Source organism: Listeria sp. ILCC797 (assembly GCF_900186185.1).
In the GTDB taxonomy this organism is placed as follows: domain Bacteria; phylum Bacillota; class Bacilli; order Lactobacillales; family Listeriaceae; genus Listeria; species Listeria goaensis.
On record NZ_FYBS01000011.1, the window covers coordinates 49,671 to 66,185 of the forward strand.

At 42.3% G+C, this 16,515-nt stretch carries 9 protein-coding genes; 7 read left to right on the plus strand and 2 right to left on the minus strand.

Going from position 1 to position 16,515, the window contains the following annotated elements:
• Positions 1-74: 74 nt before the first annotated feature.
• On the minus strand, positions 75-965 hold the full coding sequence (locus BN1609_RS11365; protein WP_088810883.1) for a LysR family transcriptional regulator: 891 nt from the start codon (positions 963-965) through the stop codon (positions 75-77).
• A gap of 179 nt (positions 966-1,144) precedes the next feature.
• Between BN1609_RS11365 and gltB the strand changes: the two genes are divergently transcribed.
• The 3 genes from gltB to BN1609_RS14190 all read left to right on the plus strand — a co-directional run bounded on the left by gltB (position 1,145) and on the right by BN1609_RS14190 (position 7,590).
• Positions 1,145-5,731, plus strand: coding sequence for a glutamate synthase large subunit (gene gltB / locus BN1609_RS11370; protein WP_088840869.1), 4,587 nt, complete (start codon positions 1,145-1,147; stop codon positions 5,729-5,731).
• Between the two features lie 14 nt (positions 5,732-5,745).
• Entirely contained in the window at positions 5,746-7,215 is a 1,470-nt protein-coding gene (locus tag BN1609_RS11375) for a glutamate synthase subunit beta (protein ID WP_088839241.1), read from the plus strand.
• 285 nt (positions 7,216-7,500) lie between these two features.
• Positions 7,501-7,590, plus strand: coding sequence for a putative holin-like toxin (locus tag BN1609_RS14190; protein WP_220387118.1), 90 nt, complete (start codon positions 7,501-7,503; stop codon positions 7,588-7,590).
• Between the two features lie 273 nt (positions 7,591-7,863).
• Here BN1609_RS14190 and BN1609_RS11380 read toward each other — a convergent pair whose 3' ends face one another.
• Positions 7,864-8,616 carry a MurR/RpiR family transcriptional regulator gene (locus tag BN1609_RS11380; RefSeq protein WP_088810886.1) on the minus strand — a complete coding sequence of 251 codons (753 nt, stop codon included), beginning with the start codon at positions 8,614-8,616 and terminating at the stop codon, positions 7,864-7,866.
• 132 nt (positions 8,617-8,748) lie between these two features.
• Between BN1609_RS11380 and BN1609_RS11385 the strand changes: the two genes are divergently transcribed.
• The 4 genes from BN1609_RS11385 to BN1609_RS11400 all read left to right on the plus strand — a co-directional run bounded on the left by BN1609_RS11385 (position 8,749) and on the right by BN1609_RS11400 (position 16,215).
• A complete protein-coding gene (locus BN1609_RS11385; RefSeq protein WP_088810887.1) occupies positions 8,749-10,734 on the plus strand; it encodes a fructose-specific PTS transporter subunit EIIC in 1,986 nt (661 codons plus the stop codon).
• A 75-nt stretch (positions 10,735-10,809) separates the two neighbouring features.
• Complete coding sequence (locus tag BN1609_RS11390) at positions 10,810-13,407, plus strand: glycoside hydrolase family 38 C-terminal domain-containing protein (protein ID WP_088810888.1); 2,598 nt, start codon at positions 10,810-10,812, stop codon at positions 13,405-13,407.
• Entirely contained in the window at positions 13,400-15,088 is a 1,689-nt protein-coding gene (locus tag BN1609_RS11395; protein ID WP_369821893.1) for a sugar phosphorylase, read from the plus strand. The genes BN1609_RS11390 and BN1609_RS11395 overlap by 8 nt, the downstream gene beginning before the upstream one ends.
• Positions 15,085-16,215 carry a glycerate kinase gene (locus tag BN1609_RS11400; protein ID WP_088825870.1) on the plus strand — a complete coding sequence of 377 codons (1,131 nt, stop codon included), beginning with the start codon at positions 15,085-15,087 and terminating at the stop codon, positions 16,213-16,215. Before BN1609_RS11395 ends, BN1609_RS11400 begins: the two co-directional genes overlap by 4 nt.
• Positions 16,216-16,515 lie beyond the last annotated feature (300 nt).

Sequence of the window (16,515 nt, forward strand, 5' to 3'; positions counted from 1 at the left end):
TAAATTCAGTAACAACCATGTTTGAAATGGAATGGTTACTTGGATGTATGCTTCTTTATTTTGATGCGAAAAATCTATTTGCTTTGGAAAAATTCTAAAATAAAATCGTGAAATAGTCGTTCGGATGGAGATAAATTGCGTTTTTTGGTGGTGATGAGGCCGACTGAACGGCGTAAGTCCTTGTCGCGCAAAGGGATGCTGATGGTTTCTTTGAAGATGGCACCGTCTAAAATCATTTCTGGGAGAATGGAAATGCCGAGTCCAGCGCCGACTAGGCCTTGAATTGTGTAGAAATCGGTGCTTTGAAAGGCGATATCAAGCATAATACCTTTTTTTTCGGCGGACTTTTGGACGATTTGGAATAAATCGAAGTCGCTCGGATAAAGGATAAATTTTTCTTGGACGAGGTCTTGAAGCGTTAACGTCTGCTCGCTGCTTAGCGGATGCGTTTTTGGGACGATTACTTTTAATTTTTCATCAAAAAAGCGGGTTGTGTGAAAAAATTCGGATTCAGCTGGGACGGGTGACAAAAACGTGAAGTCGAGGTCGCCAGAGTGTAGCATGTTTGTGAGTTCTGCGTTTGAGCCTTCCAGAAATTGATAGGAAATGTCGGGATATTTTTCCCGAAACTTGGAAATGACGGCGGGTAAAACTTTTGTGGCGAGCGAGTTAGGGAGCCCGACGCGCACGGTTCCAAGTGTTGGGTTGGTATACTCGGTAACAATGGATTCTGCTTTTTGGAGTTCATTGAAGGCGCGCTTGGCTTGTTCAAGAAAATCTCTCCCAACATTTGTAAGGCGCATATTTCGGCCGACGCGTTCAAACAGCGCCACGCCGAGTTCATCTTCGAGTTTAATAATCTGCCTACTGACGGCAGATTGGGCGACGTGTAAATTTTCGGATGCTTGCGTCATATGTTCGACTCTTGCGACTTCCATAAAATATTTTAATTGGCGTAGTTCCACGTTAAACACTTCTTTCGTTCTCAAAATGAGATTGTTTTATTCTATTATATATATTGTTTCGATAAATGAAAAGGGATAAAATAGAACTTACACAAAACGTCACTTGATGGGAGAGAATTTTCTATCAATTTAGTTTATTCCGTCAATAAAGAGAGGCGGATGCTGGAGGAGGAATTTGAATGAGAAATGTAGGATTGCCAAAAAAACATGGTTTATATAATCCAGAAAATGAGCATGATGCTTGTGGAATCGGTTTTGTGGCGAATGTACAAAATAAAAGTTCGCATAAAATTGTGGAGCAAGGGATTCACATGTTATGCCAGCTTAAACACCGCGGTGGTGAAGTTGGCGGAGATACGGGTGATGGCGCTGGCATTTTACTTGAAATTTCAGATGCTTTTTTTAGAAAAGTTTGTTCTGAAGAGGGCATTTCACTTCCAGAAAAATTTAAATATGCGGTGGGCATGATTAATTTTCCGCAAGATGAATTTGAACGCACAAAGCTGATGGAACGGTTTGCGGCAATTGTTTCGGAAGAAGGGCAAACGTTTCTTGGCTACCGAAAAGTGCCAACCGATGCAACGAAAATTGGCGCGGGCGCGAAACAGACGGAGCCGGCAATTTACCAGATTTTTATTGAACAGGAAGAAGCACGTTCTGAAAAGGAATTTGAACGCGCGCTTTATTTGATACGGAAACAAATTGAAAATTTTGCAAAGACACTTGACTTAGAAGGGACTTTTTACGTGCCGAGTTTATCAACTCGGACAGTGATTTATAAAGGGATGTTACTGCCAGAGCAGATTAGCGCGTATTATTTGGACCTCGCAAGCCAAGAATACACGTCGGCTTTTGCGCTCGTTCATTCGCGCTTTTCGACGAACACATTTCCAAGCTGGGAGCGGGCGCATCCTTACCGCTACTTGATTCATAACGGTGAAATCAACACACAACGCGGCAATGTGAACTGGATGAAGGCTCGTGAGAAACGCGCAGAAAGTCCACTTTTTGGCAAAAAGCTCGGTCAGGTTTTGCCAATCATTGATGAAGCAGGTAGCGACTCGGCCACGCTTGATAATGCGCTTGAATTCCTCGTGCAAACAGGGCGGGCGCTCCCGCACGCGGCAATGATGCTCATTCCGGAGCCGTGGGATAAAAACAAAAATATGTCGGAGGAAAAACGTGCGTTTTATGAGTATCACGCGACACTCATGGAACCGTGGGACGGACCGACTTCGATTTCCTTCACGGACGGCCGCGTCATTGGGACAATTTTAGATCGCAACGGCTTGCGTCCGGCTCGTTATTATTTGACGAAAGACGGGACAATCATTTATTCGTCGGAAACAGGTGTTGTGCCAGTTGATGAAGCGGACGTTGTGAAAAAAGAAACCGTTGGCGCTGGCCAAATGCTGCTCATTGATTTGGAGCAAGGGCGTATCATTCCGGACGCCGAGCTTAAAGGGGCATTAGAATCGGCGGAACCATATGCGGACTGGCTTGAAAATCTAACCGATATTTCCGAGCTCACGAAAGATGTAAAAGAGGATTTCGTGCCGCTCACAAAATCGGCTTGTTTTAAACTCGAGCAGGCTTTTGGCTACACGCAGGACGAGTTGAACAAAATTTTAATTCCGATGGTGACGGAGAAAAAAGATCCGATGGGCGCAATGGGGTACGACGCGCCGCTTGCAGTGCTTTCGAAACGACCACAACTTTTGTTTAATTACTTCAAGCAACTATTTGCGCAGGTGACGAATCCGCCGATCGACGGACTTCGCGAGGAAACGGTTGTGTCGACGATGACGCTTCTAGGCGACGAAGGAAATATTTTAGCTCCTGGCGCACAAAACGCTAATCGAATCCGCTTGAAAACGCCAATTTTGACGCGTAAGGAATATGCGGCCCTAAAAAACCAAACTAAATTTAGCGAAGCCACGACGATTTTACCGATGCTGTTCAAACAAGAAGAATGCGAGTCGCTAGATGCGCGCTTAAACATTCTTTTTACCCAAGTAGAAGAAGCCATTCAAGCAGGTAGCAAGCTCATTGTTTTAACGGACGAAGGGACGAACGCCGATTGGATTGGTATTCCGTCACTCCTTGCGGTAAGTGGTTTGCATCAACATTTGATTCAAAAAGGTTTGCGGACGAAAGCGAGCCTCATCGTGAAAACAGCCGAGGCGCGTGACGTTCATCAATGCGCAACACTTATTGGCTATGGTGCGGATGCGATTTTCCCGTATCTTGCGCTGCACGCTTTCCATGATTTAATTGAGCAAGGTCGCATGAAAGGTTTTACGCTTGATGAAGCGGAAACGAGATACATGGAGGCGCTCACAGACGGAATTTTAAAAGTGATGTCGAAAATGGGGATTTCCACTGTGCAAAGTTACCGCGGGGCACAAATTTTTGAAGCGATTGGCATTGGCACTGACGTAACAGAGAAATATTTCCCTGGGACGGCAAGCGTATTATCTGGCATCCCGCTTGATATTATTGCGAAAGAAGCGTGGCTCCGCCATAGACAAGCGTTTCACGATATTGGCTATCAGGCGTTTACGCTAGATTCAGGCGGTGAATACCAGTGGCGTTCAAACGGCGAATATCACGTCTATAATCCGCTTGCGATTCACTCCTTGCAACGCGCGACACGCGAAAATGACCGCGAAGCTTACGAACTATACGCCGATTTAATGCAAAATCAAAATCAAGCTTTTCTACGTGGCTTGTTTGATATAAAAAGTGATCGTAAGCCCGTTCCTATCGAGGAAGTTGAACCAGCCGAAGCGATTTTTAAACGGTTTAAAACGGGTGCGATGTCTTACGGTTCGATTAGCCAAGAAGCCCACGAAGCGCTCGCTGTAGCAATGAATCGCCTTGGTGGCAAAAGCAATAGCGGTGAGGGCGGTGAAAATCCAGCGCGTTTTGTGCGCGATGCAAACGGCGATTTGCGCCGAAGCGCGATTAAACAAGTGGCGTCTGGTCGGTTTGGCGTAACAAGCCATTACCTGGTCAATGCGGAAGAGTTGCAAATTAAAATGGCACAGGGGGCGAAACCAGGCGAAGGAGGACACTTGCCTGGGAAGAAAGTGTATCCGTGGATTTCCAAAACACGTGGTTCAACAACTGGAGTCGGCCTCATTTCCCCGCCACCACATCATGATATTTATTCAATTGAAGATTTATCCCAACTTATTTTTGACTTAAAAAATGCGAATCAAAAGGCGCGTATTAATGTGAAACTCGTTTCGAAAACCGGCGTGGGCACAATCGCGTCTGGTGTGGCAAAAGGAAACGCCGATGTCATTTTAGTTAGCGGCTATGAAGGCGGAACAGGTGCTGCTGCCAGAAGTAGCATTCGCCACACTGGTTTACCGTGGGAAATTGGTCTCGCGGAAACACAGCAAACGCTCCTATTGAATGGCCTTAGAAATCAAGTCACCTTGGAAACAGACGGCAAAATGATGACTGGTAAAGACGTTCTCATCGCGGCATTACTAGGCGCAGAAGAATATGGTTTTGCGACAGCACCGCTCGTGACACTCGGCTGCGTCATGATGCGCGTTTGTCACATGGATACTTGCCCGGTTGGCGTCGCAACACAAAATCCAGAGCTGCGCAAAAAATTTGCCGGTTCCGCCGACTATGTTGTGAATTTCTTCCAGTTTATCGTTCAAGAAATGCGTGAAATGATGGCGGAACTAGGTTTCCGCACGCTGGACGAACTAATTGGCCAAAAACAATATATCACACTCCACGAACGAAAAGACGCGCACTGGAAAGCGAAATATTTGGACTTCAGCAAGTTGCTTTATACAGATGACTTCTACAAAACACAGACGCAAATTTGCACGAAGGCGCAAAATCATAAGTTAGAAGAAACGCTTGATGCCCGTCAAATTGTACAGCAAATTCAGCCAGCACTTGAAGCGGGGCAAAAAGTGACGGGGACATTCCCTGTGCGCAACATTGACCGCGCAATTGGCACCATCTCGGGTTCAATGATTAGCGAAAAATTTGGCGCAGAAGGCTTACCGGAAGATACCGTTGATTTGACGTTTATCGGTGCTGCAGGTCAAAGTTTTGGTGCCTTTACGCCAAATGGTATGACACTTCGAATCATAGGCGATGCGAACGATTACTTCGGAAAAGGGCTGTCAGGCGGGAAACTCATCGTCGCACCAAATGACAAGACACCCGTAAATCCGCACGAATCGGCCATCGTCGGCAACGTCACACTTTACGGCGCAACAGGCGGAGAAGCTTATATGTTAGGAAAAGCGGGCGCCAGATTTGCCGTACGAAATAGCGGTGCGACCGCCGTTGTAGAAGGCATCGGCGATAATGGCTGTGAATATATGACAGGTGGTGCCGTAGCCATTCTAGGCGAAGTGGGAGACAATTTCGCAGCGGGAATGTCAGGCGGTGTGGCGTACGTTTATACGCGTGACAAGGAAGCCTTTCATTTGAAGACGAACCACGAACTTGTTTCGGTGCGGAGCGTGTCTTCTGCGCGGGAGGCGAATCGTTTGAAGGATATGCTGATTCGCCATGTCGCCTACACAGGGAGCAAGTTCGCGAAATCCATTTTAGACCAATTTGAAAATGAACTTGAGCATTTCGTGTACGTCATTCCGCATGAATATGAGGCGATTTTGACGCGAATGGAAGAGCTTGAAGCGAGCGGTGAAACGCATGCGGCGGCTGAACTGGCAGCATTTTATGAGCTGACGGGAAATAAAGAGGAAGTTACGGCGCAGTAAAGGAGGCGATGAATTTGGGAAAATCAACTGGTTTTATGGACTATAAACGGATTAAAGCGCCCGTTCGCGATCCGAAAACGCGGACGCGCGACTGGAATGAATATAATCTACCGATGCCGGAACAGGATTTAACGATTCAAGCGGCGCGTTGCATGGACTGCGGTGTCCCGTTTTGTAGCGTTGGCATGGAAATTAAAAACGGCGTATCGGGTTGCCCGCTGAACAATTTGATTCCTGAGTGGAACGATGCGGTTTACCGCGGCGACTGGAAAGAAGCGCTCATGTTGCTTATGAAGACGAACAATTTCCCAGAGTTTACTGGGCGTGTCTGTCCAGCCCCGTGCGAAGGGGCGTGTACGGTCGCGATTTCGGAACCGGCGGTCGGCATTAAATCGATTGAAAAGGAAATCATTGACCGCGGATTTGCCGAAGGGTGGATTCAGCCAGAGCCACCGCAAAATAGGACGGGTAAACGGATTGCCATCATCGGCTCTGGTCCCGCTGGTCTTGCTTGCGCTGATCAGTTAAACAAGGCGGGGCACTTCGTCACGGTTTATGAAAAAAGCGATCGTATCGGCGGCTTGCTCATGTACGGCATCCCAACGATGAAACTCGAGAAAGAATCCGTCATGCGCCGTGTCAATTTGATGGCCGCTGAAGGCGTCGAATTTGTGACAAACGTCAACGCCGGCGTTGACATCACAATGACGGACTTAAAAGCTGAATTCGATGCCGTCGTCCTAGCAACGGGTGCAAGCAAGCCGCGTGATGTTGAAATCCCTGGACGAGAAGCAGCAGGCATTCACATGGCCGTCCCGTACTTGACCGAAAGCATTCGCGACAATCTCGATAACAAGGGCGTTCAAACCCTCTCTGCACAGGGGAAAAAGGTGATTATCATTGGCGGTGGTGACACCGGTGCGGATTGTGTTGCGACAGCCCTTCGGCAAGGTGCAACCTCCATCCACCAATTCGGACACCGCGGTAAGCTTCCGGAACAGCGGACCGGGAAAAACCCGTGGCCTGAATACCCACATATTTTCCAGATGGATTACGCTCACGCTGAAGCGGAAGCCGTTTATGGTGCTGATCCACGCGAGTATTTAATTAGCACAGTCGCGTTTGAAAAAGACGACGCTGGAAACCTAATTGGTCTTCACACTGTTCAAGTGGACCATGATGTAGAGAATCATAAGTACACACAAATACCAGGTACTGAACGTTTCTTTGAAGCCGACATGGTTCTAATTGCCGCTGGATTCGCTGGCGCTACAGATGATATTTTCACGAATTTTAATGTGGGCCAAACAAAGCGCCACACAATTGATGCCGCAAAAGGGTTTTACAGAACGAGTGAGGAAGCAGTATTCGCTTGTGGGGACGCAAGATACGGCCAAAGCCTCGTTGTGACAGCCATTGCAGAAGGCAGAGAAGCTGCGCGTGAGGTTGACTTTTATTTAATGGACGAAACATTCTTACCATAAGAAAAGCGAAGGATTTGACTCCTTCGCTTTTTTACGTGGGAAAATAATATTTTAATAGCATACTAGTGAAAATGAACTCAATGAGAGTTTTTTGGAAGAGTTATAACTTTTGAAAAACATGGATACCTCACAAAAATCAATATTCTACTAGATAAAAGGGGATAGAAAAGAGACTCAATTCGTGTTAAGATAAATGAGCAGAGAAGTAAAGATGGTGGCTGAAATTCCCTAGCAAGGGGGTGAGGCCGATGTTTATTCGAGGTTTCTTCCTGGAAAGGATTAACTGTGTCGGTGTATGAAACGCTAGTGCTGATGATTGCTTTTGCAATGTTAGTATTAGCTGTTCGTGACTCGAACGATAAGCAAAAAAAATAACCATCTAATTCTTTGGACGAAAGGATGGTTATTTATATCATCTAATCAGCCACCATCTTTAATGGCTCTGTGCGGGGATATGTTAGCGCATATCCCTTTTCTTATTTCGAGTATACCACACACTTTCAAAAAAACAAATTCTTTTTAAACGATAAATTACTCCTAAAGTCCAAAAATCCACCGAAAGCCAAGGTGTATTTCAAAATTTAATATAAGCAATAATTGAATAAAGATGAGCAAGAACATAGGAAAGTGGGGGAATGGAATAGTCGATTAATTATCTGCATACTTTTTCAAAAACAGTTCAAGAATCAAATCGATTTGAATCATTAAAAACGAGCGTGAAGTAATATCATAGTTATGAAAAGCATTTGTTGGAATTCCCGCACTAATACTACTAAGCACCAAATTATTTAGTGAATTATTCTTTGCATTTGTCATTGAAAGAATCGGACAGCCAGTTTGTTTTACTTTTTTAGCCGAGGCAAGTAAACTACTCGTTTCACCGCTCATACTGATAAAAATAACCAAATCGTTTCGCTTACAAAGTTGTGGAAGTAAATCAAGCATATGCGATTCATATATATACATGGAAGGACGATTCAGTTGGTACAAGTATTTACTCATATATTCAGCAAGAGGTTTGGTTAAGCCTACTCCGACTATAAACAGACTTTCTGCTTCATAAATGTGCTTTGCAAAATAGTCAATCGATTCTAAAGTTAAAGTTTGCAAAGATTGCTCAAAAAAGCGATGATATTGCGCCACTAAATCCTTCTCTTGAATTTGTACCATTTGCGCAAGCAGCTGATTAATTTCGTATTTAAACTGCGAATATCCTTGAAAGCCAAGTCGCTGAGCTAATCGAATAACTGTAGAATTAGAAGAAGCAATTCGTTTTGCTAAATCCGTCAAATTCATCTGATTCACAAGCTCTGGATGGTTATCAAGGTTAAAAAAAACCGACTTTTCAGATTCACTCAATTCATCGAGATGATTTCCGTAGTAAGCCATTAAAACACCCATTTGTCTTCCCCTTCCTGATTCGTTTCACAGCCCTATTGTAACCTATTCTGGATAATTATCCAAATTCTGAATGAAAATGTTTGCATTTTAGTGATATATTATTTTTATCAAAAGAGCAAAGGAGAAAGTTAAATGAATATTGGAGCGCTAATAGCACCGAATTTAGTTCTTGCGAAGCAACACGTTTCCACAAGAGAAGAAGCGTTGTCGAAACTCGCTCGGCTACTTTTTGAAAACGAATACATCGCAAGCATTGACGAATTTTTAGCCGATGTATATAAACGAGAAGAACATTCCGAAACTGGAATGGAAAATGGTTTAGCTATTCCACATGGAAAAAGTAAAGCTGTTAACAAAGCTGGATTTGCAGTCATGACTCTTGATGAACCAATGAAAAAGGGAGCTTGGCCATCTTTAAATCCTGAAAATAAAGTAGATGTAATCTTTCTTTTAGCCATTCCAGAGAGCGAAGCAGGAACGACACATTTAAAATTGTTGGCTGAGCTAAGCAGTCGATTAGTAGATGAAAATTATCTAAATGCAATCAAGGCAGCAAACTCGTCAGAAGAAATTGTAGCTTTATTATCTGAAGAAAAAGAAGAAAAGACTTCCGAAAAGGTGAATTCGGATAAGTTTCTTTTAGCCATTACTTCTTGTGCAACAGGAATCGCGCATACGTATATGGCAGCTGAAACTTTAGAGAAGAAAGCAACTGAAATGGGCATTAAAATCCATGTTGAAAAACAAGGTGCTAACGGTCTAGAAGATAAAATTACGCCTGAAATGGTGAAAAAAGCTTCAGGCATTATTTTTGCAGTCGATACAAAAGTTAAAGAACGTGAACGCTTTGCAGGTCTGCCTTATGTACAAGTGAAAGTAGCGGAACCTTTAAAACGAAGTGAAGAAATTATTAATCAAGCCTTGAATTCTCCCCAAGGAATTGTAGAGGGGACAGTTGAAGAAATATCAACTAATTCTGGCACGGAAAAGAAAGGAATTAAAAATGAAATCATTACGGCTGTAATGACAGGGATTTCATACATGATTCCACTTCTCGTTGCCGCAGGGTTAATGCTAGGAATTGCGAAACTTGTTTGGAGCTTAGCGCTTGGAATGGATCCAGCCGTTATTGGTGAAGCCGCTTACCGTGATACGGGTGGTCTAGTCACCTTCTTGCATTATCTAGATGCATTCGGAAACTTACTCTTCAAATTTATTTATCCAGTATTTGCAATGTTTGCGGCTTATTCCATTGCAGACCGCCTTGGTTTAGTAGCAGGTTTTGCAGGTGGACTTTTTGCAGGCGGGTTACATTACACATTCTGGGGAATTGATGGCGGAATTCCAAGTGGGTTCTTAGGAGCATTAGTCTTAGGTATTGCGGCAGGTTACTTTTCTCGTTTCTTAAACAACAAGATTAAATTAAGTAAAAATTTAAGCGCTATGAAGCCAATGTTCTTGGTTCCAGGCTTATCGGTACTTTTCATCTTTGTACTCAATATGTATTTCGTGGATCCAGTATTTGGAGCTTTAAATAAATGGATTGCCGATGTGATTACAAATATGAGTGGGGCAGGAGAGATTGGTCTATCAGCAGTTATTGCAGCTGCAACAGCATTCGACTTAGGTGGACCAGTCAATAAAGCAGCCGGTGCAATTGCAATCGGTTTAGCAGCAGATGGCATTTTTCCACTAACTGCCCGTGTACTTGCAATTGTCATTCCGCCACTTGGACTTGGCTTATCTACGATGATCGATCGATTTGTTGTTGGACGACGTGTGTATTCACAAGAGCTACGTGTTGTTGGAGGCACTTCATTCCTACTAGGATTTCTAGCCATTTCAGAAGGTGCAATTCCGTTTATGCTAAGAAATCCGCTGATTACGATTCCTATCAATGTGATTGGGGCTATCGTAGGTTCCTGTACAGCAGTTGCCTTAGGCGCAGTGCAGTGGCTACCACTCCCAGCAGTTTGGGGCTGGCCACTTGTTGAGCATTTACCAGCTTATTTAATTGGCTTGCTTGCAGGGGTTCTTGTAATAGCGTTTGGAAACATCTTTGTAAGATACGCGATTATTAAACGCAAAGAAGCTAAAGGTAAGAAAGTTGATATGTAAAAATCAGAAATGGGGCAAATATTTGTTTGTCCCATTCTCTTTAGAAATAAAAAATTTAGAATAGGTGATTGATCCGTGAAAAGGCAAGTTTTTGTTGTACCACATAGTCATTGGGATCGTGAGTGGTACTTTTCAATAGAAGATTCCAATACATTATTAAGTGAAAATCTTTCCCAGTTGTTGCACTTTTTGGAGAGGCAACCTGAATTTAAAACATATACCTTTGATGGACAGATGTCTGTTGTTGAGGATTATCTTAAATATACGCCTGAAGATGGCCAGCGTATCAAAAAACTTGTTCAAGAAAATAGGCTACATGTAGGCCCTTGGTACACACAAGGGGATACTTTACTTGTTCAAACCGAATCGACCATTCGTAATTTATTAATTGGAAAATTAGGAGCTGAAGCGCTGGGACATTCGATGGATATTGGTTATTTGCCAGATGTTTTTGGGCAAAATGCTTATTTACCAAGCATATTTAGACGATTTGGCCTGTCCTATAGCGTGCTACAAAGAGGTGTGTATAACGAACAAGTTAGCGAAGATTTAAATTTCAACTGGATTGCACCAAATGGAGAGGGGATTAAAACCAATAATCTCTTTTTTGGATATGGTCCGGGAAAATTCTTATCAAATGAAGAGGACTATGTAGAAAAAACATTGCTTCCGATTTTAGAGGCGCTAGAAGCTAAGAATCCAGCGCACGTGCCTTTGTTACTACCAGCTGGGGGAGATCAGGTTTTTGTTCGAAAACACTTCCCACAAGTGGTTGAAGAACTCAATAAACGGGATTGGCATTATGAATTTATTTTGTCAGATTATGAAAGTTTTATGGAAAAAGCATGGGAGCGCCCGCACGCTACTGAAATTTCTGGGGAACTAATTGCTTGTCAAAAATCACGTATTCATAATACAATACGTTCGCAAAGAGTGGATATTAAAATTTTAAACGCAAAAGTAGAAGAAAAACTGTATCAACAGTTGGAACCTTTGGCAGTGCTTAGCAAGGATCTTGGTGGAAATTATCCGCAAAACTGGATTAATCATTGTCTAAAACTTCTTTTTGACGTGCATGCGCATGATTCGATTGGCGGGTGTAACTCAGATGAAACTAATCGGGAAATTATGAATCGTTTATTTAAAGTAGAACGAATTATTGACGATCAGATTAATATTTTGAAAAAGCAAATTAGCAGGGCTGTCTTGGGAGAAGAATCGGGTGTACTTGCATTTCATTTAAGTCCTAAAAGTGTAGAAAAGCAAGTGGACTTCGTTGTGTTTACTCACTCAAAGCAAGTTCGACTAACAGATATTGTAGGAAATATTTTAAACCAAGTGATTCGCAAACAAGAATATATTTCTGGCGGAACCCAGGTGAAGGTGACGGCGGACGGCGAAGTGCAAGTTGAACTTCCGGGGTATTACCGTACGGAAATTACAGCAAGAGTCCATTTTGAAGGATTTGGCTATCGTAAGCTGCAGCTTGATGAAACCTCTGCTGAAGTGTTAGCGTTAACGGAAGCAACAAGTATCCGTAATGAATTTTATGAGATTTGTGTTGCTGGCGGACAAATTGAATTAAGAAGAGCAGATGGAACGGTTCGAAAAAACTTTTTTGATTTTGAAAATTGCGCGGATGGTGGGGATTCTTATGATTTTTCACCTATCGAAGGAAACGAAGCCAATTTTTCAAACGGATTTCATATTCTCGAAGTGAAAGAGTCAGCAGAAGAAAGTCAGATGGTTGTAGAAACGGAAGTGGCAGTGGCAAAAAATCTTGAGCAGGCGAATGCATTAACCGAACAGATGAAAATCCAGACAACGATTCGTCTCACGAAGAACTCTGATTTAATTCATTTAGCGCACAAGCTTGATAATCAAACTAAAGATCACCGAATTCGAATGCGGTTTGCCAGTGAAAATAAAGCGGGTATGAGTTTCGCAGATCAAGGCTATAGTTTGCTAGAACGTCAAAATAATAACCCTTATTTATCAAATTGGAAAGAACTTGGGTTTGCGGAATCCCCGCAAGCAATTTATCCGCTTGAACGTTTGGTTGTAACGCCAGATGAGGCAGGACACTTGGCGGTTTATCCAAAAGGATTAAAAGAATATGAGGCAACGAATCAACACCTTTTTATCACTCTATTTAGAAGTGTTGGCCTACTTGGACGCGATGACCTTGCTTGGCGGCCGGGGCGAGCGTCTGGAATTAATAATAAAGTGGTGGAAACGCCTGATGCTCAGATGCAAGGTGAATGGATATTTGAACTGAGTTGCCGTTTTACGGCAGGAGAGCCAGAACCCGTTCATTTATATGGGAGCGCAGAAGAAGTTTCTCGTAATGTACTGAGCTATCAATTACAAAATTTGAATAGCTTTGAAGAGCGTCTAGATCGTTTTGAATTACCGCAACCTGAAAACTTACAAGGTTTACCAGTAGAAAAAACCATGCTTACCGTGCCGAATGATATTTTTGTAAGTAGTATGAAAAAAGCAGAAAAAAGCAACCAAATCATTTTGCGGGTATTTAATCCACAAGAAAAACCAATTATATTACCAGAAACACTTCGCAAGAGTTGCACATTAGATGAAAAAGCGGATAAAAGCGTAATAGAAATTGGCGGAAAAGATTTTGCAAGTCTAGTCTTGAATCAAGTAGGTGAATAAATTGGAAATCAAACAAGCAATTTCAGAAAAAATAAACCAAATATATCGTGAAAAAGCAGATGCAGTGATGGCGGAGCTTGAACCCGTCATTCAAAAATTTGAACAACTTTCCTTTCCTAAACATGAAGTTATCGGGGAAAACAATGTCTATTTGATTACTTACGGTGATAGTATTCAGTCTGCAGGCAAGGCACCTTTACTTGCGCTTAAAGAAACGCTTGATGAAGTGGCGCGAGAAACTATTTCGGATGTACATTTACTCCCCATGTTTCCTTATACGTCAGATGATGGATTTTCCGTGACCGACTATTATCAAATCAATCCTTCACTTGGAGACTGGTCGGATATTCATCATCTCGGACAAGATTATCGGTTAATGTTTGATTTTGTTGCAAATCACATGTCAAAATCAAGCGACTGGTTCAAAAGATTTTTAGTAGAAGATCCAGAATTTCGAGAAGCCTTTATAAAAGAAAATCCTAATTTTGATGTTTCAAACGTTGTAAGGCCTCGGACATCACCACTCTTCCATACCTATGAAGGGAAAAATGGTTCTGTTTCAGCATGGTCAACCTTTAGCGAAGACCAAGTCGATGTGAACATTCAAGACGGAAAAATGCTCGCGCGGCTGACAGATGTTATTTTAACCTATGCACGAGAAGGGGCTTCTTCCATTCGACTGGATGCAATTGGTTTTTTGTGGAAAAAATCGGGAACAAGCTCGATTCATTTAACGGAAACGCACGAATTAATTCAGCTTTGGCGAATTTTGTTGGAATATTTCGCACCCAACACCCAAATCATCACTGAAACGAATGTACCGCATGAAGAAAATATCAGCTACTTTGGCAACAAACGGAATGAAGCACAGATGGTTTACCAGTTTCCGCTTCCGCCGCTTGTCTTACATGCTTTTACAAAAAACAGCAGCGAAATTCTAAGCGGTTGGGCTAAAAATATTGATCGTGTTTCAAGTACATCGACCTATTTTAATTTTCTAGCCTCTCATGACGGAATTGGAATGCGCCCAACAGAAGGCATTTTACCTGAAGAAGAACGTGGATTTTTAGTCGAAAAAGTGCTGGCAAATGGCGGAAAGGTATCTTATAAATCGAATCTAGATGGTAGTGAGACAGTTTATGAGCTAAACATTAATTACTCAGAAGCATTACGGAATGAGGGAGAAGATGATGAACAGACAACTCAGAAAATGATAGCGGCACATCATATTTTACTCTCGATGGTCGGTGTTCCAGCCATTTACTACCATTCTCTTTTTGGTTCTAAAAATGATTTTAAAGGTGTGAATGAATCTGGTATTAATCGGCGTATCAACCGTGAAAAATTGGATAAAGAAGTTTTGCTTAACGAGTTAGAAACGAATCATTATCGCAAGACGATTTTTAACGGCATTTCTAAGTTAATCAAAACTCGAAAAAACTACGAGCAATTTAGCCCTTATGCGAGCCAAAGTGTGTTAGATTATGGAGCAAAAATCTTTGCGTTAAAACGAAATCTTGGAGATGGACAAAAGAGTATTCTGGCTTTTACAAACGTAAGTAATGAAACTGTATCAATCGAAGGCGTAAGTGGATTTGACATTATTAACGAAGCTCTCGTTACAAATACTCTCTCTCTTAACGCTTACGGATTTGCATGGATTGAGGTTGAAGAAAAATGAAAATCGCAATCGCAGTGGATTCCTTTAAAGGAAGTCTAACAAGTTTAGAAGCTGGAGAAGCCATTCAAAAAGGAATTCATCAAATCGATGCTTCAACAGACATCCAAGTTTATGAAGTTTCAGACGGCGGTGAAGGGAGCATGAGTGCCTTAAAACATGGCCTAGAGCACGTGGAAAGTGTGACGATGATAGCGACAGATACACTGAACCGGGCAAGAGAAGTCAGCTACCTCATCACAACTTGGAAAAATAAAAAAACAGCTATCATCGAAAGTGCATCGATTATCGGAATTGAAGCCATCAAACCAAGCGAAGAAACGACAAAACAAGGGAGTAGTTTTGGTGTTGGCGAAATGATTCTAGATGCCAAAGCACGGAATTGTAAGCAAATCGTTATCTTTTTAGGCGGAACAGCAACATCAGACGGCGGATTAGGCTTGCTTACTGCTCTTACAAAAGGAAATAAACATGAAGGAAACTTACTTTTGCAAGAGGCGAAATTTGATATTGATTTACACGCGCTAAAAGAAACCTTCGCAGAACTTGAAATCTTCATTGGAAGTGATGTGAGTAATCCTTTCTCAGGTGAGCTTGGTTTTGCACATGTGTTTGCACCACAAAAAGGAGCAAGTTTGGAGCAAGTGAAGCGACTAGATGCACGGGCAAAAGACTGGGCAAACTTTATTTTTGAACAAGTAGGAACAGATTTAAATGAGCTAGCAGGAACAGGAGCGGCTGGGGGGATAGCAGGAAGTCTGGTCTGTATTGGTGGGAAAATCGAATCTGGATTTGATCTAATTGCAGCAATGACCAACTTAGAAGCTGCTCTAAAAACAGCAGATTTAATCTATACGGGAGAAGGCAGTATAGATCAACAATCCGCACAAGGAAAATTACCAATGAAAATTGCTGAAATTGCTCGGAAATATGCAATTCCAGTGATTGGGCTTGCTGGTAGGAGAAGCGCAAACTTAGGTGATTTGGAAGCACTCCTTCTGGGCGTTTTTTCAATTCAACAAGAGCCGATTTCTTTAGACTCGGCCTTGAAAAAAGAAGTGGCAGCTAAGAATCTCGCTTTGACAGCTAGAGAAAGTTATCAGCTATTTAAATACATTCCTAAAAATTAAAAGAAGCCTGAAGCGCTCATTGGAAAGTTTTGTGTAGTGAACATTTGCTACGAAGATAAAAATAATATAACTGAAGTAGGGGTGGCAGTATTTATAAGACCATCCCTAGCAATTGTTTGAGTTCTAAACGGACGGAAAGCTGAAGAGACAACTTATCTCTCGGCTTTTTTTATAGGCCGATGTAAGGTGTAAATTCTAACTTAATCAAAAAAATGGGTAGAAAATCTTTTTAGAGGTTGCAACATTTATATTTTACGAAAGCTAATCCCAAAACATAATAAGTTTCTATAGTAATAAGAT

Coding starts and splice junctions, on each gene's coding strand:
- gltB (WP_088840869.1), top strand. CDS start 1,145: ATGAGAAATGTAGGATTGCCAAAAAAACATGGTTTATATAATCCAGAA.
- BN1609_RS11380 (WP_088810886.1), bottom strand. CDS start 8,616: ATGGGTGTTTTAATGGCTTACTACGGAAATCATCTCGATGAATTGAGT.
- BN1609_RS11385 (WP_088810887.1), top strand. CDS start 8,749: ATGAATATTGGAGCGCTAATAGCACCGAATTTAGTTCTTGCGAAGCAA.
- BN1609_RS11400 (WP_088825870.1), top strand. CDS start 15,085: ATGAAAATCGCAATCGCAGTGGATTCCTTTAAAGGAAGTCTAACAAGT.